The organism is Kocuria sp. KKT182, assembly GCF_055635395.1.
On the sequence record NZ_CM145757.1, the window covers coordinates 2,341,115 to 2,361,595 of the forward strand.

The 20,481-nt window shown below is 67.6% G+C and carries 19 protein-coding genes and 3 pseudogenes; 10 read left to right on the forward strand and 12 right to left on the reverse strand.

Annotated features, from left to right (window positions below; all coding sequences use genetic code 11):
• Positions 1-14 precede the first annotated feature (14 nt).
• The gene (locus tag ACZ2G1_RS10910; RefSeq protein WP_470376758.1) at positions 15-1,340 is read left to right on the forward strand and encodes a hypothetical protein; all 1,326 of its coding nucleotides are present in this window, start codon (positions 15-17) and stop codon (positions 1,338-1,340) included.
• The gene (locus tag ACZ2G1_RS10915; protein WP_470376759.1) at positions 1,337-2,062 is read left to right on the forward strand and encodes a spherulation-specific family 4 protein; all 726 of its coding nucleotides are present in this window, start codon (positions 1,337-1,339) and stop codon (positions 2,060-2,062) included. Before ACZ2G1_RS10910 ends, ACZ2G1_RS10915 begins: the two co-directional genes overlap by 4 nt.
• Positions 2,063-2,565: 503 nt before the next feature.
• Here ACZ2G1_RS10915 and ACZ2G1_RS10920 read toward each other — a convergent pair.
• Together ACZ2G1_RS10920 and ACZ2G1_RS10925 are read right to left on the reverse strand one after the other, a co-directional pair.
• Positions 2,566-3,087 (reverse strand): DUF3093 domain-containing protein, encoded by a 522-nt coding sequence (locus tag ACZ2G1_RS10920; RefSeq protein WP_470376760.1) that lies wholly within the window; start codon positions 3,085-3,087, stop codon positions 2,566-2,568.
• Positions 3,088-3,299: 212 nt separating this feature from the next.
• A complete protein-coding gene (locus ACZ2G1_RS10925) occupies positions 3,300-3,707 on the reverse strand; it encodes a hypothetical protein (protein WP_470376761.1) in 408 nt (135 codons plus the stop codon).
• An 86-nt stretch (positions 3,708-3,793) separates the two neighbouring features.
• Between ACZ2G1_RS10925 and ACZ2G1_RS10930 the strand changes: the two are divergent.
• Together ACZ2G1_RS10930 and ACZ2G1_RS10935 are read left to right on the forward strand one after the other, a co-directional pair.
• Positions 3,794-4,964: pseudogene (locus ACZ2G1_RS10930) on the forward strand (IS701 family transposase).
• Positions 4,965-5,200: 236 nt separating this feature from the next.
• Positions 5,201-6,006 (forward strand): IS5 family transposase gene (locus tag ACZ2G1_RS10935; protein WP_470376661.1). Its coding sequence is split into 2 segments (ribosomal slippage): positions 5,201-5,540 and positions 5,540-6,006, totalling 807 coding nucleotides; the frame shifts between segments, so codons are not numbered across the junction.
• A gap of 21 nt (positions 6,007-6,027) precedes the next feature.
• Here ACZ2G1_RS10935 and lgt read toward each other — a convergent pair.
• Positions 6,028-6,912 (reverse strand): prolipoprotein diacylglyceryl transferase, encoded by an 885-nt coding sequence (lgt, locus tag ACZ2G1_RS10940; protein WP_470376762.1) that lies wholly within the window; start codon positions 6,910-6,912, stop codon positions 6,028-6,030.
• A 447-nt stretch (positions 6,913-7,359) separates the two neighbouring features.
• Positions 7,360-8,193, reverse strand: coding sequence for an endo alpha-1,4 polygalactosaminidase (locus ACZ2G1_RS10945; RefSeq protein ID WP_470376763.1), 834 nt, complete (start codon positions 8,191-8,193; stop codon positions 7,360-7,362).
• 119 nt (positions 8,194-8,312) lie between these two features.
• On the opposite strand from ACZ2G1_RS10945, the pseudogene ACZ2G1_RS10950 reads away from it, so the two are divergent.
• The 4 genes and pseudogenes from ACZ2G1_RS10950 to ACZ2G1_RS10965 all read left to right on the forward strand — a co-directional run.
• Positions 8,313-8,613 (forward strand): annotated as a pseudogene (locus ACZ2G1_RS10950) (transposase); the annotation flags it as partial.
• Between the two features lie 423 nt (positions 8,614-9,036).
• Entirely contained in the window at positions 9,037-9,684 is a 648-nt protein-coding gene (locus tag ACZ2G1_RS10955) for a DUF3105 domain-containing protein (RefSeq protein WP_470376764.1), read from the forward strand.
• The gene (locus tag ACZ2G1_RS10960; RefSeq protein ID WP_470376765.1) at positions 9,681-10,355 is read left to right on the forward strand and encodes a DUF305 domain-containing protein; all 675 of its coding nucleotides are present in this window, start codon (positions 9,681-9,683) and stop codon (positions 10,353-10,355) included. The genes ACZ2G1_RS10955 and ACZ2G1_RS10960 overlap by 4 nt, the downstream gene beginning before the upstream one ends.
• A 51-nt stretch (positions 10,356-10,406) precedes the next feature.
• The gene (locus ACZ2G1_RS10965; protein WP_470376766.1) at positions 10,407-10,700 is read left to right on the forward strand and encodes an ATP-binding protein; all 294 of its coding nucleotides are present in this window, start codon (positions 10,407-10,409) and stop codon (positions 10,698-10,700) included.
• A 354-nt stretch (positions 10,701-11,054) separates the two neighbouring features.
• On the opposite strand, the gene ACZ2G1_RS10970 is transcribed toward ACZ2G1_RS10965, so the two are convergent.
• A complete protein-coding gene (locus ACZ2G1_RS10970; RefSeq protein ID WP_470376767.1) occupies positions 11,055-11,576 on the reverse strand; it encodes a DUF2269 domain-containing protein in 522 nt (173 codons plus the stop codon).
• 14 nt (positions 11,577-11,590) lie between these two features.
• Positions 11,591-11,746, reverse strand: coding sequence for a hypothetical protein (locus ACZ2G1_RS10975; RefSeq protein WP_470376768.1), 156 nt, complete (start codon positions 11,744-11,746; stop codon positions 11,591-11,593).
• 203 nt (positions 11,747-11,949) lie between these two features.
• Between ACZ2G1_RS10975 and ACZ2G1_RS10980 the strand changes: the two genes are divergently transcribed.
• Complete coding sequence (locus ACZ2G1_RS10980; RefSeq protein WP_470376769.1) at positions 11,950-12,519, forward strand: TetR/AcrR family transcriptional regulator; 570 nt, start codon at positions 11,950-11,952, stop codon at positions 12,517-12,519.
• A 517-nt stretch (positions 12,520-13,036) separates the two neighbouring features.
• Here ACZ2G1_RS10980 and ACZ2G1_RS10985 read toward each other — a convergent pair.
• The 5 genes and pseudogenes from ACZ2G1_RS10985 to ACZ2G1_RS11005 form a co-directional block, all read right to left on the reverse strand.
• Entirely contained in the window at positions 13,037-13,594 is a 558-nt protein-coding gene (locus ACZ2G1_RS10985; protein WP_470376770.1) for a dTMP kinase, read from the reverse strand.
• Positions 13,595-14,020: 426 nt separating this feature from the next.
• On the reverse strand, positions 14,021-15,175 hold the full coding sequence (locus ACZ2G1_RS10990; RefSeq protein ID WP_470376771.1) for a heparan-alpha-glucosaminide N-acetyltransferase domain-containing protein: 1,155 nt from the start codon (positions 15,173-15,175) through the stop codon (positions 14,021-14,023).
• Between the two features lie 387 nt (positions 15,176-15,562).
• Positions 15,563-15,994: pseudogene (locus ACZ2G1_RS10995) on the reverse strand (recombinase family protein); the annotation flags it as partial.
• A 122-nt stretch (positions 15,995-16,116) separates the two neighbouring features.
• Complete coding sequence (locus ACZ2G1_RS11000) at positions 16,117-17,217, reverse strand: IS30 family transposase (RefSeq protein ID WP_470377724.1); 1,101 nt, start codon at positions 17,215-17,217, stop codon at positions 16,117-16,119.
• 218 nt (positions 17,218-17,435) lie between these two features.
• Complete coding sequence (locus ACZ2G1_RS11005; protein ID WP_470376772.1) at positions 17,436-17,603, reverse strand: hypothetical protein; 168 nt, start codon at positions 17,601-17,603, stop codon at positions 17,436-17,438.
• Positions 17,604-17,713: 110 nt separating this feature from the next.
• Between ACZ2G1_RS11005 and ACZ2G1_RS11010 the strand changes: the two genes are divergently transcribed.
• Positions 17,714-18,964 carry an IS256 family transposase gene (locus tag ACZ2G1_RS11010; RefSeq protein ID WP_470377714.1) on the forward strand — a complete coding sequence of 417 codons (1,251 nt, stop codon included), beginning with the start codon at positions 17,714-17,716 and terminating at the stop codon, positions 18,962-18,964.
• 169 nt (positions 18,965-19,133) lie between these two features.
• Here ACZ2G1_RS11010 and ACZ2G1_RS11015 read toward each other — a convergent pair.
• Positions 19,134-20,368 (reverse strand): IS3 family transposase gene (locus ACZ2G1_RS11015; protein ID WP_272028149.1). Its coding sequence is split into 2 segments (ribosomal slippage): positions 19,134-20,059 and positions 20,059-20,368, totalling 1,236 coding nucleotides; the frame shifts between segments, so codons are not numbered across the junction.
• Between the last annotated feature and the right edge of the window lie 113 nt (positions 20,369-20,481).

Below are 20,481 nucleotides of genomic sequence, written 5' to 3' on the forward strand. Positions count from 1 at the left end.
CAATCACCCAGCCCTTGCCCCAGCGCCAGAACGGCCAGGGGCGGATCTTGCCCCGCGAATTCGACGCCGACGAGGGCCAGGTCGTCGACCTCTTCGACGCCGCAGCACGGATCGAGTCCCGCGGTTACAGCGACCGTTCCCTGTTCACCAGGTACGGCTACGACTCCGTGTTCGCTCTCGCGGGCGAGATTGCCGACCGCGGACCCCTGCACCGGACGCCGGAGGAGGTGACGCCCGTGGCGTACTCAGTGATCAGGGCCTGGATGCGTGCAGCACTGCTCGTCAGCGGCGCCGTGCTAGCCGGACTCGTCCAGGCCCAGCTGGGGGCGGGGTCTCTGGAGATGATCGTGGCGGGCTGCGCAGGATGGGTCCTTGGCCAGGCCGTCGCGGGCGTGACCTGGTATCGATTACGCTTCGACTCGAAGGACCGTGCCGCCCGCTACGGCGGTGTCGTCGCCGTGGCCTGCGCAGTGCTCGCCCTGGCCGCAGCAGGCGCCCTGGTGCTCACGGGCCAGCTCGGAGCACCAGGGTTCTACCTTATCCTCGGCTGGGTCGCCTACGCCTTGGCGGTGTCCCTGCTCGCGGTGCTGGACCGGATCACACTGCCGTTGACGGTGATGAGTGTGGCCGTCGTCGTGCAGCTGACCGCCTGGCTAGCCATGCCGCAGGGCAATGAGGCCACGGGACTTTTCACCGTCCTGCCGGCGATCGCGGCCGTCACAGTGATTGTCCTCTACACCGTATACACCGTGCGCTCCGGTGAGGATGCCGACCAGACAGACCTCGCGGAGATCCGGGGTATCGCCGTGCCAGTGACACAGGCCGTGCTGCTGTCCGGAGCGCTGGTCATCGCGCTCTCCGTGGTGCCCGACAGCCACGGCACGGCCTTCGTGGCCACCGCCGTGCTGATGGTGGCCATCACCGATCCTGGCATCGTCGTGCTGCGGCGACGTCTCTCCTGGTTCGCCCATCGATCCTCGTCCTTGTTGTGGTCTCGCCGGTTCGCCTGGGGCCTGGCCTCGTTCGCCATTCTGAGCGTCGCCCTCCTAGCGGCAGGGCTGGTCGTGCTCATCGTGGCGGTTACGGGCGCCGAAGAGGAGCGGCTGACCAGCACCGTCCTGGGCAGTGTGCTGTTCACCGTGCTCGCCACCCTGTCCTCGGTGCTCACGGCCTTCGGAGCACAGGTAAAGGGATTGGTCCCGGCCCTCCTGGCCGTGCTCGTCATGGTGGTGGTGGCAGCGATGACCGGCGGACTGGTCCTGGCGGTCAGCGCGCTGGCCATCGCCGTTGGGTTGGCACTGCTCATTCACCAGTTCTCCGACGCACGGGTCTTCACATGAGCCCCCGTTCGCCGTTGCGACTGGGGATCCCCTGGTACCTCCATCCCGCCGAAGGCGCTGACGCGTGGGACCAGCTCGCGGAGCGCTTCGCAGGAGCCGACGGACTCGCAGACGGGTTCGCCGTGGTCAACGTGCACGACGGCCCCGGCGACGAGCACGACCCCTACTACGGTCCCGCGCTGTTCCGGCTGAGCGCCGCCGCTCCCGGTCTCCTGCTGCTCGGCTACATCGACTTCGACTACGGTATGCGTTCACTCGAAGACGTCCTGGACGACGCCGCCGCTTGGGAACAGCGCTACGGGATTCGCGGGGTGATGCTCGACCGCTTCCCGTCGGGTTCCGAGCCCGGATCCTCTCGCGCCGTCGACGATGCCCTGGAGACCGTGGCCCGGTTGCGTGAAGCCGGGGTCCAATACGTGGCTGGCAACCCGGGAACGGTTCCAGCCCCTGAACTGGCGCACATCCTAGACATCACTTGCGAGTTCGAAGGGACCGGCCACGACTACGCCGCCCTGGAGCTTTCCGGCGGACCAGGTAGCTGGCACCTGGTGCATAGCTGCACCCCGGACGAGCTGCGTGCCGCCCAGGCCATAGCCGTCACAATCGGTGTGGACCACGTGTTCTTCACGGACGTACCCATGCCCCACCCCTGGAATGGCTTCCCCGGGAACTACACGTGCTGCAGCGACGCACCATGCTTGAGGCACTCATCGCCGCCCTAATACTGCTCGTCACCGCAGTACCCCTGACCCCGCCTTTTGGGCGGGGCCAGGGGTTCACAGGACGGGAACCGCCCAGACATGCCCGCGTGCAATCGGAGTGGATGCTGGTCCCTGATGTGTAAGGCTTCAGGACTTGTTTGACCGATCGCCTCCCCGGCGGTTCTGCCCTCCAGCACGCCGGAGTCGCACAGCCACCGCCACTCGGAGATCAGCGAGGAGTACAGCTCCTCCCGGGGCAGGTACTCCCCGCCCTGCTGCTGCTCACAGGGGTGCTCGTAGGCGCCCGATGGGCCCGCTTCTGCTACGGGGTGAATGGTCGGCGCCCGGACAAGCCACCGGCACGAGGGGAAGAATTGCTGATCACCCCATCATCGGCGACCGCGGACAATGATGACGAGAACGTGGAACTGATCATGGTGATCGATCCTGATCTCGCCCTGCGTCAGGCGGACTTGCTGTGAACCAGTGGACTCAACTCACCCTGACACGCAGGGGCGCCGTTCTCAGCCGCCGGTGGAGAGCACCTCGACGATGCGCTCCGGGTGCCGCGTGGACGTCAGCCAGTACGGGGTCGGGTCGACGGGGTCGGTGATGTGAATCCGCACGACTGGACCCACGGAAACCCGGAAGTTCATGAAGGCCCTGCCGTCGAGCTCGGGCCCGCGCACTAGGCGCACCTCGTCGCCGCGGAAAGCCTCCGCCTCCCCGACGAACCGGCGCTCGATGCGGGCCCGGCCGACCTGCAGCGACTTGCCGGTGATCACAATGGAGGTCATGGAAGCCAACAGCGCCACGGCGGTGCCCCCGGCGAGCACCGCCGCGGCAGCCGAGGCGGCCCAAAGGTTGATCGGGGCCAGGGCGAGGAAAGCTGTGGTTCCCGCAAGCACCACGAGCAACCACATCCACCAGGCCGCGAAGAGCTTCTCCTTGTAAAGAATCCCGGCCCCGGAGTCTCCAGACGAGGGCGGGCGGTAGCCGCGGGGACCGTCGGGCGGGGCGCCAGCCGGGGAAGCAGAGTCGGACATGCATTAATCCTCTCATGACGGCCACCACCCCTAATCGCAATGCTGGAGGAGCGAAGCCGAAGCTTGTTGGGACCCGCTCTTCGGAGGAGGAATAGGGCCCGCGCGGGTACGGACCAGAACGATTGGACCCCACCGGGGAACATGATCCAGTACCGATGCCGATCCAAGGGCCCGTCGGTGCCGGTCATCGGGTTGCAAAATCGACGGGAAGCTCAACGAGGCGCAGAAGCTACTCTGATGCCGGCACCTCGCGTGGCCATCGATACGAGCCGCTCGAGGGGGCCTTGACCGAGGAGGCGTCGCCAGATCATCGCGAACAAGACAGCGGCGGTGAGATAGATCGTGAACCACAGTACGGGCCGGTCGTCGTGGACCCCGAAGGACAGCAGCACCAACAGGGCCGAATACAAGGTCAAGGTCATGACCCCGATCGATGAGATCGGCAACAACCAGGCGCCGGCCCGCTGGGCGAGGAGCAAAAAGAGTCCGAGAACGGTTAGACCTGCTCCCAGGCTCGAGGCGATGGCCAGAGGAGTGTTGGCGTGCCGGGTGATGACCCCCAACCACCACGAGGACACCTCGAACGTGGTGTCCGGGCCGAAGGCGAGGATGCGCTCCAACTCCTCCCGACTTCCGGACGGAACGTCTCGCCTTAGTACTACAGTCGCGCTTGTGAAGGGGTAGTGGCCGGTCTCATCATGGTGTGATAAGCGAGGACGTGGCGGTGGCCGAGGGTCTGGAGGAAGTTGCGGAGCTGATCGGTGGCCGGTTCGCGAGGGCGGAGCCCCGGGCCAACGCGATGGCCTACCTGCAGGGGTTGCTCACAGGGGCGGAGCGGAAGAACTCCTGGACGATCTCGGAACAGGCTGGCCAGAAGACCCCGAATGCGATGCAACGGCTGCTCTCGACCACGGACTGGGACCCGGACGCGCTGCGCGATGACCTTCGGGCCTACGTGGTGTCCTATCTCGGGGACCGGGGCGGAGTGTTGGTGGTGGACGAGACCGGGTTCCTCAAGAAAGGAACCCGCTCTGCCGGGGTCGCCCGGCAGTACTGAAGGCACGGCGGGGCGGACGGAGAACTGCCAGGTCGCGGTGTTCCTCACCTACGCCACCGCCTTCGGGCGCACGTTCCTGGACCGGGAGTTGTACCTGCCCAAGGCCTGGACCGAGGACCCCGACCGTTGCGCTGCCGCGGGCATCCCGGAGGAGCGGGGCTTCGCCACGAAGCCGGAACTGGCCGCGACCATGTTGGAACGGGCCGTGGCCGCCCACGTACCGGCCACATGGGTAACCGCCGATACCCTATTACGGCCAGGCCAGGCCTGGGCCTTCCGCCGGGCCGTGGAGGAGACCGGGCTGCACTACGTGCTGGGCGTGCTGGCCAGCCAGGCCGTGTGGCCGAAGGCCGGGCCCCTGGCCTGGCACCAGGTGCGGGCCAAGGAGCTGATCGCGTCCTTGCCGGGGCAGGCTTGGCGGGTGCGCGCGGCCGGGGACGGCGCCAAGGGGCAGCGCCGCTACGGGTGGGCCCGGGTGCGGGTCAACGGGATGCTCGACCCGGCCGGTGAGTACTGGCTGCTGGCCCGCCGGTCGATCAGCGACCCCACTGAGATCGCCTACTACCTGTGCTTCGCCCCGCCCCGGGTCGGCCTGACCGAACTGGCCCGGATCGCCGGGACCCGGTGGGCGATCGAGGAGACCAACGAGGCCGCCAAGGGTCAGACCGAACTCGATCAGTACCAGGTGCGCCAGTACACCGGGTGGTACCGGCACAGCACCTTGGCGATGCTCGCCCACGCCTTCCTCACCGTCACCCGGACCCGGGCGGCGGCAAAAAGGGGGGCCACCCCGGCAGCGACAGCCAGCTCATCGCCTTGAGCCTGCCCGAAATCCGGCACCTGCTCGTGCTGCTGATCTGGGCCGCACCACCAGAGCCACAGACCGTCCTGAACTGTTCCCGGTGGCGCCGCAAACACCAGCACCGCGCCAAAGAACGCCACTACAGAGCCCACGGCCATGCCTTACAAACGCGACTGTAGTACTAAGAGGTCATTTCATAATGAGTTCGACGTAGCCCTTGAGTGCTGACGGGGTCCTCGGTGACCCTGGTGGGCATGATGGGGGATCTCGTACCGGACTCGCTGTGGGAGCGAGTCGAGCCGTTGCTGCCACCACGCCCACCCCGGCGCCACCAGCACCCAGGGCGCAAGCCCGCCGATGACCGGACAGCTCTGGCCGGGATCGTGTTCGTGCTCAAGACCGGGCTCGGCTGGAACCAGCTGCCCCGGGACCTGCTCGGCGTCTCCGGAGTGACCTGCTGGCGGCGCATGAGGGACTGGACCGAGGCCGGAGTGTGGCCGGCGGTACACGAAGTGCTGTTGGCTGAGCTGCGCGCGGCCGGGGCACTGGACCTAGACCGGTGCGCTGTGGACGGCTCGCACGTGCGGGCCCTCAAAGGGGGGACCACATCGGGCCCAGCCCCGTCGATCGCGGCCGGCCCGGTTCCAAGCACCACCTGATCGTTGAGGCGAACGGCATCCCGCTACAGGTCACCCTCACCGGCGGCAACCGCAACGACGTCACCCAGCTGTTGCCCCTGGTCGACTCGATTCCGCCGATCCGCGGGTTGCGTGGTCGGCCCCGCCGCAAGCCCCGGGAACTGTTCGCGGACCGTGGCTATGACCACGACAAGTACCGGCGGCTGCTGCGCGCCCGCGGGATCACTCCGCGCATCGCCCGTCGAGGCGTCGCCCATGGTTCCGGGCTGGGCCGGCATCGCTGGGTGGTGGAGCGCGGCTTCGCCTGGCTGCACTCCTACAAGCGACTCCGGACTCGGTGGGAACGCCGGGCCGACCTCCATCTCGGACTGCTGCAACTGGCCTGCGCGCTGATCTGCCACAGACGCCTCACCGCATTATGAAACAAGTTCTAAGGCCACGCATCATGATGTGACTGGGCCCCTCGGTGCGGGGCTCGCGGACCGTTTACGGCGGCGGCGCGTGGTGAGGGCCGCAAACAGTGCCAAGCCGAGCAGCACGACCCCCAGGGCGGTCCACACGTGCACGCGCAGGCCCAGCACCATGAGGGACGGGTCGATCCTCAGGAACAGCTCGATGAGCATCCGGCCCAGGCCGTAGTGGATCAGGTAGAGCGCGAACAGGCGGCCGCCGTCCAGGCGGAACCGCCGGTCCAGGGCCAGCAGCAGCACCACGCCGAGCAGGTTCCACAGGGACTCGTAGAAGAACGTGGGGTGGAAGAGGGTGTCCGCCGGCAGCCCGACCGGGAAGTTCGCGCTGCCGGGGTCGATCTCGAGTCCCCACGGCAGGGTGGTGGGCCGTCCGAAGAGCTCCTGGTTGAACCAGTTGCCCCAGCGCCCGATCGCCTGCGCGAGCAGCAGGCCGGGCGCCGCGGCGTCGGCGAACACGGCCAGGGAGACCCCGTGCCGGCGGCACACCCACCACGCGGCCAGAGCGCCGAACGCCACGGCGCCCATGATCCCGAGACCGCCCTCCCAGATCCGCAGCGCGTCGACGGGGTCCGCGCCCGGGCCGAAGTAGCCGGCCGGGTCGGTGATGAGGACGTGGTAGACGCGGGCGCCCACGATCCCGGCGGGGACGGCCCACATCACGACGTCCCACACGATCTCCGGGTCCAGCCCCCGGGCCGCCCAGCGGCGGGTGGTCAGCCACAGGGCCGCCGCGATGCCCGCGAGGATGCACAGGGCGTAGGCGTGCACGGTCAGCGGGCCGACCGAGAAGCCGGACCAGTCCGGGGAGGGGATGCCCTGCCGGACGGGGACAGACAGTAGGGCCGGGAAAAGCAGCATGGAACGGTCGCCTCGCGGGATTGGGGTCGGGGCGGGCCCCGCGCGGGGCCCGCCGGTGAGAGTAGCAGTCGCGCCCAGACAGTTCCCCAGCGGCGCCGGAACCCTCATTCCCTGGGCCAGTTCTTGTCTTGCCAGCTACGGGGAGGCGGCCAGGATGAGCGCTCGTGTATCGACCGTTGCCGGTGCGCAAGCCACCCGTACGGGACTGTCGTGTCCAGTCAACGCAGGGGCGCGCGCACCGCCTCGCCAGCGGACGCAAGCTGGTGGGCGGGCGCTGTAGGGCGCGTAGCTTCCAACCTTTGCACATCAATATCACAAGGCACAGGCCGCCGAAGCACAGCCCCGCGGCGCACCGACATCAGGGGTCGGCTCGAGGAGGCAACCCCTCCCTCAACAGTCCCCATCCCGGGCACAGCACTGGGAACGCGCTCTCTCCGCGCTGGTTCCTCAGCATCGGAGGTAGGTATAACCAGATTCGTCTTCCGGGACGAGGTCGCGGTCCCGGACGATTGTGCTGTCCGGGGTGGAGTCGCGGCCACAGACCTCCTCGGCGCTGCCCCGGAGGTCGTCGGTGTACTCGATGTCGAGCACGTGCTCGCCGTAGATCTCGGTGAAGTCCTCGCACTCCTCCCATCGGTCGCACTCCTCCGTCACGGCGAAGTCGTAGCCGATTTCGTCCCGGCCGCGCGTCCCAAGCTCGGCGGTGTTTTTCTGGGCGGCCGCCAGGCCCTGCTCGTGGGCCTTGTCCACGAGCAGGGCCGCGTGGGGGACGGCGTCGTCGAGGTCCAGCCGTCCCTCCGAGCGGCTGTAGGAGTCCAGGTTGTCGAACTCCACGGCCTGGTATCCGGCCTCGGCGCACTGCTCGATCGTCTCGGCCTGGCGGTCGGCGATGGCCTCGCGGTTCTCCGCCGTGGAAATGTCGAGTAGGTACTCGTCGGGCCAGTTCGGGTCGACGAGCGGTTCCCCGGAGTCCTCGCGCACGAGCAGGTCTTCGGGCCAGTCGGCTCCGGGTTGGGTCTGGAAACCGTTGACATAGCACACCGAGTAGGCGCCCTCGGCCGGGGGTGCGGTGCTGTCGCGCACGACCACGGCCGCGCCCGGCGGTGGGTCGTAGGCTCCGCCGAGCTGGTAGTCGAAGCCCGCCCCGGCCGGGGGCAGGGCCACGTCCTCCGGCGCGGAGGGGGCACCGGTGGGAGTCCCCGTCGTGGCCGGCGCCGGCTCGCCCGGAGGCTCCTCCGAGCAGGCGGAGGTCACCACACCGATCAGCACGGCGGCGGCCATCCACCGCATGGACCGTCTCCCGAGTCGATGATTCATGGCGGTCACATAAGCACAGAAAGCTGGGAATGAAACTCAAAACTCACTGTGGCCACCCGGAGACGCAACCGGTGTCCTATCCCGGGGACCCGGACGGGGTACGGGTGGTGGACGAGACCGGACTCCTCAAGAAGGACACCCGCTCGGCCGGGGACGCCCGCGAGTACTTGGGCACGGCGGGGAGGATTGAGAACTACCAGATCGGGGTGTTCCTCACCTACGCCACCGGTTCCGGGCGGACGTTCCTGGACCGGGAGCGGTATCTGCCGAAGGCGTGGACCGATGACCGCTCCCGGTGTGCAGCCGCGGGCATCCTCGACAGCCGCGGCTGCACAATGAATCCAGAACTGGTCGCAACCATGATCGAGCGCGCCGTTCAGTGTCACGTGCCGGCGGCGTAGGTGTCTGCTGATGCGGTCCACAGCCAGCCCTGGGCGTTCCGCCGGACCGTAGAGAAAACCGGTTTGCACTACGTGCTGGGCGTGCCGGCCAACCAGTGCGTGGTGCCCCAGGGGGTGCCCCTATGAAGCTTCTATATCCAGTCCCTGCTTCAATGACCAGCAAAGAGCGCGCACCCGGTCCTCACTTCCCATCCCAGGCCTTGGATCTCCTCCGTCGTCGACAGTCGATAGCCGCCCGAGGATGCGCCGTTCCTGCGCTCGAGCAGGCACACCCGCCGACGTGTCCACGGGTGGGGAGTCGACAATCTCCCGAAGAAGGCCTTGTAGGAAAGGCCCAGCACAGTGCGCTACCATCCTGCCCGTTCATTAGGAGCAGAACCCTTTTTAGCCCCTTGGAGGAGACCGCATGGCGGATGGTACGGACCCGGAGCGGGCGCGGCAGGAACGTGCTGCGCTGCTGGATCAGCACTGGGCTGCCGATGCCCGGGCCACCCGCAGGCGGCGGGTCCTGGCAGGTGCGGGTGCGGTGACGGCTGTCGCGGCGGTGGCGGCTCTGGTGGCCGTCGCGGTGATCAACGATCCCCCGCCCCAGGCTCGGGAGGACATCGAGATCGCCGGGCTGCAGACCCTCGACGGCCTCGGCAACTCCCATGTGGAAACCGCGGTGGACTATGAGCAGTCCCCTCCGGTGGGCGGGGACCACGCTAGTGATTGGCTCAACTGCGGGGTCTACACCGAGCCGGTGCCCGAGGAGAACGCTGTGCATGCCCTGGAGCACGGGGCTGTGTGGGCCGCCTACGACCCCTCCGCCCTGTCCGAGGACCAGGTTGAGGCCCTGCGCCAGGCTGTCCCGGACACCTACGTGGTGCTCTCCCCCTACGAGGATCTGGGCGCCCCCATCATGGTCTCGGCGTGGGAGGCTCAGGTGGCCGTGGACTCCCCGGAGGATGAGCGACTGGAGCAGTTCGTGACCAAGTACTGGCAGTCCCCCGAGGCCCCGGAGCCCGGGGCGGCCTGCACCGGTGGCATCGATGCCCCCAGCCGGATTGCATGAGCACTGGCACCGCCTCCAGGAGCTTGGCAGGGCATCAGGGACGGTGGATCCTGCTGGTGCTGGCGGCCGTGCTACTGGCAGCTGCCGGCTGGGCGGTGGGGCAGCTGAGCGCTCCGACGTCGTCCACCCCGGCGGAGGGCAGCCCGGAAGCCGGGTTTGCCCGCGACATGCAGACCCATCATTTGCAGGCGGTGGATATGAGCTCCTTGGTCCGCGACCGCACGGAAGACCCGGACATCCGCCGGTTGGCTTACGACATCTCCCGCACCCAGCAACAACAGGCTGGGCAGATGTACGGTTGGCTATCCGTATGGGGGCTGCCTCAGGCCTCGTCCCAGCCGACCATGGCATGGATGGACGACGGCGCGCAGGACCACACGTCCATGCCTGGCATGGACTCCACGACACCGGGTCTAGACGCGCAAATGCCGGGCATGGCCACCGCCGAGCAGCTGGCCGAGCTGGAGGACGCCGAAGGCCGGGAGGCCGAACGGCTCTACCTCGAGTTGATGATCCCCCATCACCAGGCAGGTGCGATCATGGCCCAGGCCATCCTGGATCGCACCGACAATCCCGTGGTGACGTCCTTGGCGCAGCCGATCGCCACCAGCCAGACCTCCGAGATCGAGTACATGGCGGACCTGCTGGCTGAGCGACGCACCCCATCATGATCTCCATGCGCACACGTGGCCGGGCCCGTGAAAAGGCTGACGGGCTCAGACGTGAACCGGTCTCCATGGCCGGCCCAGCTGTGCGCCGCGACCGAAATCCACCAGATCGATCGGGAGCGGATGGGCCAGGTGCTGGGCAACCTGCTGGAGAACGCGCTGCGCCACACCCTGTCGGGAGGGGTCATCACCGTGCGCACCGACCACACCTCCGAAGCGGTCACGATCACGGTCTCCGACACCGGAGAAGGCATCCCCCAGCCAACCTGCCGCCCCACGTCTTCGAACGCTTCTACCGCGCCGACACCGGCCGGGAAACCCACCAGGGCGGCTGAGGTCTGGGCCTGACCATCAGTATGGCCCTGGTCGAGACCCAGGGCGGGACCTTGGAGACCCCGGATCTGGGCGCGGAGCTGGCTTCTGGATCCGCCCCCGGCACCCACTCGAGAACTGACCGGAGCCAACAGCTCCGGGCCGCGCCCGCCCCGGAGGAATTCACCTGCTGTGGCTGGCATGGCGCGTGAGAGTCTGCCTCGACTGGTGCTCACATCCGGTGGAGCCAGTGAGGGCGGTGGAGCAGGGACTGCCCCGACTTCCGTTGACTCTCTGACCTGCCCCATGCCGTTTCGCCCCAACCCTCATCGCGGGCGGCTCACAGCCGCAGCCGACCAGCCAACCTTGAGGTGATTGCAGCCTCGCGATTCAGGTTCGTGGCCGTGCAGGTGGCGCAGATAGGGCGATCCGCTCACGTCGGCGGCGCCACCCGTAGCGGGTCATCCCCCTTGGCTTGTACACCGCCAGCACCGTAGCCGCCAGCAACACCAGCAATGCGGCCCCGGCATGGAGCACCGGGGAGGGGTTGCGCACCACCTCGAGATCTACCCCTGGATCAGCAGCCATCCGGGCCATGAGCTCGAATGTCTGCATGTACGCCAGCAGGATGAGGGTGGCGACGACGGTGATCCCCAGCTTGAAGATTACCCAGTAGTGGTGGAACAGCCCCCATGTGGTGCCCAATGACTGCACGATGCCCGTGACCAGGGAGGCCGCGGCCAGCGGCACCAGGGCGAACCACGCGGCCTGCTCCATCACCAGATACGCCCCTCGCACCGTGAGTGCGTTTGAGCTGAACAAGCCGATGAGGGCCAAGGCCAGGAAAACCAGCACCGCCCCGAACCAACCGACCGAGGACAGCACGTGCGCGAGCAGGGCGGCCTTGCGCACCCGCGGTCCCATCGTCATGTCGACGGGACGTGGCCGTGGGCCAGCACGAGGACGCTGGAGCCGGCGGCCAGGCCATGACGGCCGGGGCCATGATCGCCCGGCCCCCCCAGTAGCAGGAGGATCACGGCCAGCACGGCCACCAGCAGCACGACGAGCCCGGAGACTTTCACCCAGCGTGGCATCCCTTCCCCAGGACGATGGTCGGGGGCCATGCCGGGATCACCCGGACCTGAAGCGCGGGACTGGTGGGCCATCGGGGTCTCCTCGATTGCGGGCGGATGTCAGGCCCCACCGGAGCCGACACGATTTATCAATACAGTATGTCTTCCTCAAATCATTCTGTCTTCATGGTGGCGATACGTAGACTGAAGTGATGCCGAAGCTGTGGAGCGAGACGATCCAGACGCATCGTCGGGCAGTTCGCGATGCCGCCCTGGATGCCGTGGCATCGCTGGTGGCCCAGCACGGGCTGACCTCGGTGACGATGTCGCGCGTAGCCGAGCAGAGCGGTATCGGACGGGCCACCCTGTACAAGTACTTCCCCGACGCGCAGGCCCTCCTGGCCGCCTGGCATGAGCGCCAGATCGCCGACCACCTCCAACGGCTCACTGCGATCCGCAGCCGATCGGGGACTCCTGCGGAGCGGCTCGAGGCCGTCCTGGAGGCCTACGCCGTGATTACTCACGACCACCCCGGCACTGAACCGGCGGTACTGCTCCACCAGGGCGACCACGTCCACCGAGCACAGCGACATCTTCTGGAATTCCTCCAGGACCTGCTCACCGAAGGCGCCCACGCCGGGGAGATCCGCGACGACGTCCCGCCCGAGGAGCTGGCCACCTACTGCCTACACGCTCTCACTGCCGGCGGCAGGCTGCCCTCCAAGGCGGCCGTGCACCGCCTCGTGACGGTCACGCTGGCCGGACTGCGCCCCCTGCACTGATGGGGCCCCGGGCGAGCCCCTCGCTCCACGTCCTCTCGATCTGGTGGGGCCGTCAAGGGCCACCACATAATGGTCTCGCCGAGTCGACCGGCCGGTGATGTGAGGGAAGTGAAGGCGTGAGCGCACGGGCTCTCGGGTGGACCGGAGCCGCGATTGCCACCGCCTTTGCCGCCGCGTCCCACGTGGCCGCCGGCGGCCAGTTTCCTCCGGTGCTGTTGATGTTGCTGTCCCTGGCGCTGTCCGGGCCGGTGTGGATGGCTCTGGCCGGCTGGGTGCTTTCTCGCTCTTTGTTGCTCGCTGGCGTGCTGGTCAGCCATGACGGTGAAGACCGTCGACCCCCGGGTACGAGGGCTCCACACCCCCACCCAGGGTCAGTACCCGCAGACCACCACCCCTGCCCCGCATCACCTCCGAGAGGACCGGCATGTTCGGGCTCAGCTGCCCTGGGCGGTACCGCGCAGGGATCCTCGAGGTGCCGTCCTCTTCGCTGGAGGCCCGGTTCAGGGCTTCCGGTTCCTCACCGGCCAGTGAGTCCGGTGAGCCGGGCGAGAACGGCCTCGGGCGCCCCGGTGGCGTCCACGACGACCCAGCCGCAGGCATCGGCGAACTCCAGATAGGCCGCCCGGGCCGCGCGCAGATACTCCAGCGGTTCGTGGTCCTGCCCGCGGGCGAGGATCCGTGCGTGGGCGGTCTCGGCCGGGACGTCGAGGACGACCACGACGGCCCCGCGCAGCACGGCGGCCGCCCACCACGGCAGGATCCTTCCCGGCGGCAGACCCCGGGCCCGTCGCAGCACCAGCTGGCACACCAGGTGGCGGTCGATCACCACCAGCCCGTGCCGGCGTGCAGCCCGCACCTGGCAGACCAGGACGTTGGCGGCGCGGACCATGGTCTCGAACCGGTCCGCCCACCGCACCGGCACCTGAACCCCGAGGCGAGCGGAGGTGCGGGCCAGCCAGCGGCGACCGGACCGGTTGCGCAGCACGACCGCCTCCCGCCCCGCCGCCTGCTCCACCGCCACCAGCGCCGAGGCCGCCGTCGTCTTCCCGGCCCCGTCGATGCCCAGCAGCACCACGGTCCGGGCCTGGCGTGCCGGCAGCTCCCGGGGCTGCCGCCCTCGAGGCGCCCCAGCGGCAGGGCGCCTACGGCGCCCCTTCATCGAGATATTCCTGATGCTGTTGAACGGGACACTGCTCCGCCTTTCCGGCTGTTAGGGGCGTCGCGTACCTCGTGCCGATCGGGCCCACGAGAGCGCCAACACCGGCCGAGAAGCCCACCAGGACGGCTCGGGTCTGGGCCTGACCATCAGTAAGGCCGTGGTCGAGGCCCAGGGCGGGACCCTGGAGACCCCGGACCGGGGCGCGGAGCCGGCTTCTGGATCCGCCTCCCCCGGCACCCACTCGAGAACTGACCGGAGCCAACAGCTTCGGGCCGCGCCCGCCACCGAGGAATCCACCTGCTGTGGCTGGCACGGCGCGTGAGAGTCTGCCCCGACTGGTGCTCACATCCGGTGGAGCCGGTGGGGGCAGTGGAGCACGGTGCGGCGGGTCGTTTCCACGCTGGTGCTCAGCACCCGCTCCAGCGGTCCCTGGCCCAGTCCTCGTTGCCAGGCCACCGCGAGCAGTGCCGCGACCACCAAGTGGATGACGTACCACAGGTGGGGCTGGGCGTAGGGGACCTGAAAGGACAGGGCCACCAGGTGGGCGGTGTACAGGGTCAGGGCCATCGCGCCCATCGCCGACAGCGGCAGCAACCATGCCTCAAACTGTTGAGAGACCAGCAGGAAGCTACCCAGCACCAGCAGCCCCACGCCCAGGCTGGCGGCGATCTCCCACAAAGGGTTGGTGTGCGGGGTAGTGATCGCCAGCCACCAAGTCGTGTCGGTGGGCAAGGAATCCGGGCGCCTCACCAGCACCTCCGCCAGCTCGTCCTGGCCCATCCCACCGGTGGTCAGCGACCGGTCATACCCGCCGAAGGCGTATGACACGAAGGCGGAGGTGGTCTGGGCAAAGAGTACCAGCCCCGCTCCCACCGTCAGCAGCCGACCCTGGATCCCCGTGTCGCGCAGTTGCACCCGCCCCAAGCCCAGCCCAACCAGCAGATAGGTCAGGTACGGCAGGGCCGAGTAGGTGCCGGTCACCAACAGCTGGAAGACCGTCTTCGCAGGCTCGCCCACCCCCTCGGTGAACGTGGGGTCGGAGGAGGTATATGCGGGAAGAACATCCATCAGGCCCTGCATCAGCAGCGGACCCACGATCCAGGAAATCGCTGCGCAGACGAACAACGCCGTCGCGGACAGGTGCAGGAACGGGATCGCCAGCAGGAGGAACACCCCGTAGTAGATCAAGAGGTTGTCCGCCGGGGCGTCTGCGGGCATCAGCGCCCCGCTCCCCAGGCCCACCACGGCGATCAGCACCGCCCGCACGGCCACCCCCACCCGATCTGCGGCCAACCACCTGCCGGTGTGCGGGAACCGCCCCCCGGAACCGAGTGCCAGTCCCACCCCGGCCAGCAGGGCGAACAGTGCCACCACATCCCCCAAGGAGATGAAGTGCGACCAGGTCGAGTCCTGGGTCGCATCGTCATACTCGGGCAAGATCTGCATCGAGATCAGCCCGATCAAAGCCAGCCCGCGGGCCGCGTCAATGCCGACCAACCACCTCGCGGGCCTGCAGGCACCGCCCGTGGCACCCACCCGGGCAGGTTCTTCCGTTCTGGACGTCCAACTCATGACTCCCCCGACCTCCCAGGCCCGCCCCGGCACCCCAGAGTCCAAAGTCGAGCCGTATCTAAGGTCCCAGCACCCCCGGGACCATCCCGGACCTAGGATCTCTGCTGCACCTGTCGCTCCAGTTGAGCAATCCTCAAGATTCCATGAAGTCCCGCAAGCCCCACCGTGCCCGTCAGGGGACATCCACCGTGCCCGTCCAGCACGCTACGGTCGTCGAACGGATCCGCCAGTCGATGCACATGTGTCCTGGACGATGTCAGGCCCACTGACGACGAAACTGACGCATCACTCAATGCGTCGACGACCGTTCGCTCACATGATTGTCGGTATCGGAAGCTCCCGGATCCGCCGATAAAGGGTGGCCGATTCCCCGCCGTCGATCAGCCGGAGGGCATTTCGGATCTGGGAGTCGGTGAAGGTCTGGCGGCGCCCGCCGAGGTCCTTGCCGGCGGCCCGGTGCTTAGCCACCGAGTCGGTGATGCGTTCTCGCCTGATTTCCCGTTCCATCTGCGCCAAGACGGACATGACGGTGAACACCATCGAGCCCATCGGAGTGTGAGTGTCCAGGTCTCCGCCCCTCAGGTTCAGCACCCACAAGCCCGCCTCTCTCCTCTGCAGCGCTTCGGCGAAGGCCAGCATGTTCTGTGTCGACCGGTCCAGACGATCCAGCGTAGTGATGACCAAAGTGTCACCCTTTTCGAGCGCAGCCACCGCCATATCGAACGCCGGACGCGAGGCACGCCCCAATGAGCGACACCACCATCATCACTGTCAACCGAATTTTTTGCGGAATCCCTGTCCAAGGCACGGTCCGCACGCGGACGCCCCCGGCTCTTACTCCTACAGGGAACGGCGGATTCTGGCGGTCATTGCAACAGCAGGTCGCCGATCAGTTCGATCGGTTTCTGGAACTCTAGGCGTTTGCGGGGACGGTCGTTGAGCTCCTCGGCGACCGCGTCGAGCTCTGCGGCAGTGAACGCTGAGAGGTCGGCGCCTTTCGGGAAGTATTGGCGCAAAAGGCCGTTGGTGTTCTCGTTGATGCCGCGTTGCCAGGGCGAGTGTGGGTCGCAGAAGAAGATCTCGATCCCGGTGTCCACCCGCACCTGCTTCCAGTCGCGCATTTCCGTGCCTTGATCCCACGTCAGCGATCGTCGCAGGGCATCCGGGAGTGTCTTGATCTTCGCGGCCAGCCCGTCACGGACCTGTTCGGGTTTGTAGCCCTCCGGCAGGTGAACAAGCATCGTGTAGTTGGTGGTGCGTTCCACCAGGGTTCCGATGGCGCTCTGGTTGTTCTTGCCAATGATCAAATCGCCCTCCCAATGGCCTGGCACCGCCCGGTCCTTGGCCTCGGCGGGCCGGTCGCTGATGTTGATCATGTCCGGGACCCGGTTCTTGCGTTGCCCGGCCTTGCGGCAGGGCCGGCGCACGGCTCGTCCGGTGCGCAAATATCGGGTCAGCTCCTGTTTCAGGGCCCCACGGGACTGCACGTAGAGGGACTGGTAGATCGTCTCGGTCGACACCCACATCTCCGGCTTGTCGGGGAATTCTCGTCGCAGGCGCCCAGCGATCTGCTCCGGCGAATACTTCTTGGCGAGGTCTCTCACGACGATCGCACGCACCTCGGGATGGGTGTGCAGCTTCGCTGGCTTCGGGCGCGCTGCTCTTTCATAGGCCAGCACGTGCGCTGTCGTGGCCCGATAGCCGCCTTGGGCGGTGGCGTTACGTCGCAGCTCTCGAGAGATCGTCGACGGTGATCGGCCGATCGCCGCCCCGATCTGCCGCAAAGACTGTCCCTGAACGCGCAACAGGGCGATCTCCTCCCGCTCGGCGAAGCTCAGGCACCGGCCCTTGAGGTTGCGTCCGCGGCGTGGCCGCACCCCACCGGCCTCCTCCAGGACCCGGGCCCCGGTGCGCCGGCTTGTACGGATAGCTGCCACCGCCCCGGTGATGAACTCCCCGGCCTGCATCCGCTCCCAAAACACCTGGAGCAGATCCGGCCTGATCAAGATCGAGTACCCACCCACAACACCACCCCCACCGCTCAGTGTTGCAACCACCGCAAGAACCCGGGGAACCCGTATCGCGCACCGTGGTCCCAGCAACCAATCAGCGCTTCAGCAGTCCACGCAGTCATGGGGATACCCAGGGCTCAATGCGCTGCTCGCCACACTTTGGGACATGACTCTCAGCGGATCTGGTCGCGGTCTTGCCGTTTCTGTTCGTTTTTCACTTGCCACCAACCGATCAAGCCGACAACTAGGCTGCAGGAAGCACTCAGAGCCGCCCACCACGCGCGCGTAGAGCCTGTTTTGATGGCGTTCGTCAAAGTGAGCACCACAATCACAGCAATCACGGCCGAGAGGATCTGGATAAAGGGACTGTAAGAACAACGGTGTGTGAGGGTCCGGCCTGATCCGAAAGGAGACGGCCGTGTCAGAGTCCACGACCGAGATGACAGGCACGATGATCGATCCCGTGACCGGAGAGATCATCGATCAGAAGGACCTCGCTGAACGGCTGCTCGCCCAGGCCAAAGAGCAAGGCGTGAGCCTGGTCGGGCCAGGCGGTCTGCTGAACCAGCTCACGAAGAACGTCCTCGAGACCGCCCTAGAAGCCGAACTGACCGAGCACCTCGGTCACGACCACGGGCAGACCCCGATCGCGGCCAACATGCGCAACGGCACTAGGTCGAAGACCGTGCTGACCGAGATCGGCCCGGTCGAGATCGAGGTGCCCCGGGACCGGGACGGGTCCTTCGAGCCGGTGATCGTGCCCAAGCGGAAGCGGCGCCTGGATGGGATCGACCAGATCGTCCTCTCCCTGTCGGCCCGCGGGCTGACCACCGGGGAGATCGCCGTGCACTTCGAGGAGGTCTACGGGGCGAAGGTCTCCAAGGACACCATCAGCCGGATCACCGAGAAGGTCGCCGGTGAGCTGGCCGAGTGGTCCTCCCGTCCGCTGGACCCGCTCTATCCGGTGCTCTTCGTCGACGCGATTGTGGTGAAGGTCCGCGACGGGCAGGTGCGCAACACCCCGTTCTACGTCGTCATGGGCGTGACCGTGCACGGGGAACGCGAGATCCTCGGGATCTGGGCTGGCGACGGCGCCGAGGGCGCCCGGTTCTGGCTGCAGGTCTTCTCCGAGCTGAAGAACCGGGGCGTCGAGGACGTGCTCATCGCCGTTTGCGACGGGCTCAAGGGCCTCCCGGAGGCGATCAGCACCACCTGGACGCAGACGGTGGTTCAGCAGTGCATCGTGCACCTGATCCGCAACTCCTTCCGCTACGCCGGCCGCCAGCACCGCGACGGGATCGTCAAGGCGCTCAAGCCCGTCTACACCGCCCCGAGCGAGAACGCGGCGAAGGACCGGTTCGCCGAGTTCAAGGCCGAGTGGGGCCAGCGGTATCCGGCGATCGTGCAGCTGTGGGAGTCCTCGTGGGCGGAGTTTGTGCCCTTCCTGGAGTACGACGTGGAGATCCGCCGGGTGATCTGCACGACGAACGCGATCGAGTCGATCAACGCCCGCTACCGCAGGGCGGTGCGGGCGCGCGGACACTTCCCGCACGAGCAGGCCGCGCTGAAGTGCCTGTACCTGGTCACTCGGTCCCTTGACCCCACCGGCGGAGGCAGAGCACGGTGGGTGATGAGGTGGAAGCCGGCGCTGAACGCGTTCGCGATCACCTTTGCCGGACGGTTCGAGAGAACCGCTCACTGATGAAAACCGCCGGGCCCCACACACCGTTTATCGGACAGTCCCGACCCCGGGTCACCCTGTGAGCACGAGAAGGCGATGCCCAGCTTCCAGCGGATGTCCGGGGCTGTGCAAGCCTTTTCGGGACGGGGCCGGGTCTTGACCCCGGGTCTTGGACACGGTGTCGTTTCGGTTATGCCGCTTCCGGGAGCGTAGCGGACGCAGCGGTCTCGTAGGCGTTCGGGGCGATGTTGCCGATCGCGGAGTGGCGGCGGCGGGTGTTGTAGCGGTTCGCCCACCGGAACACGGCCCGGTAGGCCGTGGCCTGGTCGGGGAACGCGGGGCGACCCTCGAGCAGCTCGCGCTTGAGAGCCGCGTTGAACGATTCGGCCAAGGCGTTGTCCGCGGACGAGCCGATCGCGCCCATCGACTGGGTCACCCCGAGCCGCTCGCAGAGAGTTGCGTACGACTTCGAGGTGTAGACCGACCCGTGGTCCGAGTGGAAGATCGCGCCGCGCAGAGTGCCGCGCTCGCGCCGCGCGGTCCTGAGCGCGTCCTCGACGAGTTCGGTGCGCATGTGCCCGGCCATGCTCCACCCTGCCAGCTTCCGCGAGCCCAGATCGATGCAGGACGCGAGGTAGAGATTCGTGCCGTCGGCGATGGGCAGGTAAGTGATGTCGCCCACGTAGCGGCGGCCCGGCTCCCCAGCGGTGAAGTCTCGGCCGACCAGGTCGGGGAACTTCCGGTCGGACTGGTCCGGCACCGTAGTCTTCACGCGCTTGCGCAGGCGGATGCCGGCCAAGCCGTGCTGACGCATCACGCGGGCCACCCGCTTGTGGTTGACCCGCTCGTCGGCAGGCGCGTCCTCGTTGAGGTCGGCGGTGATCCGCGGCGCCCCGGATGCGCGGTCCCCGCCCTGCTGCGGGTCTTGCAGCGCCCGGATCCGCGCCGCCAGCGCCGCGTCCGCTGCCACCCTCGCGGCCCGTTGCGGCGCGGCGGCCAGCCATGCGTAGAACGACGACCTCGCGATCTCCACGACCTCGCACAACCGCTTCACGCTCCAGGCGTCCTTGTGGTCCTCAACGAACTGGAAGCGGTTCACCAGTTCGTCTCCCCGGCGAAATACTTCGCCGCCTGGCGCAAGATGTCCCGCTCCTCGGCGAGCTTGGCCTGCTCGGTCCGCAGCGCCGCGTTCTCGGCCTCCAGCCGGGCGATCCGCGCAGCCTGCGACTCCGGCCGACCGGCCGGCGCGGCCGTGGGCGCCCCCGCGGTCGTGGTCCTAGAGCCGAGCTTGTCGACCCACTCCTTCAACGAGCCCCGGGACACGCCCAGATCCGCCGCGATCCCCTTGAGCGTCGCGCCCGGCGTGGACTCGTACAAGTCCACCGCCCGGCGACGGAACTCGTCGGTGTAGTTCTTCCTGGCCATCCTTGGATTCTCGCTTCCCCAGCATCGTGCTGGATACCGCGTGTCCAAGATCAAGGGTCAAGCCCCGCCCGTGGCTGTCTCCTGCGCCCATGATTGGCTGTTCCTGTCTTTGT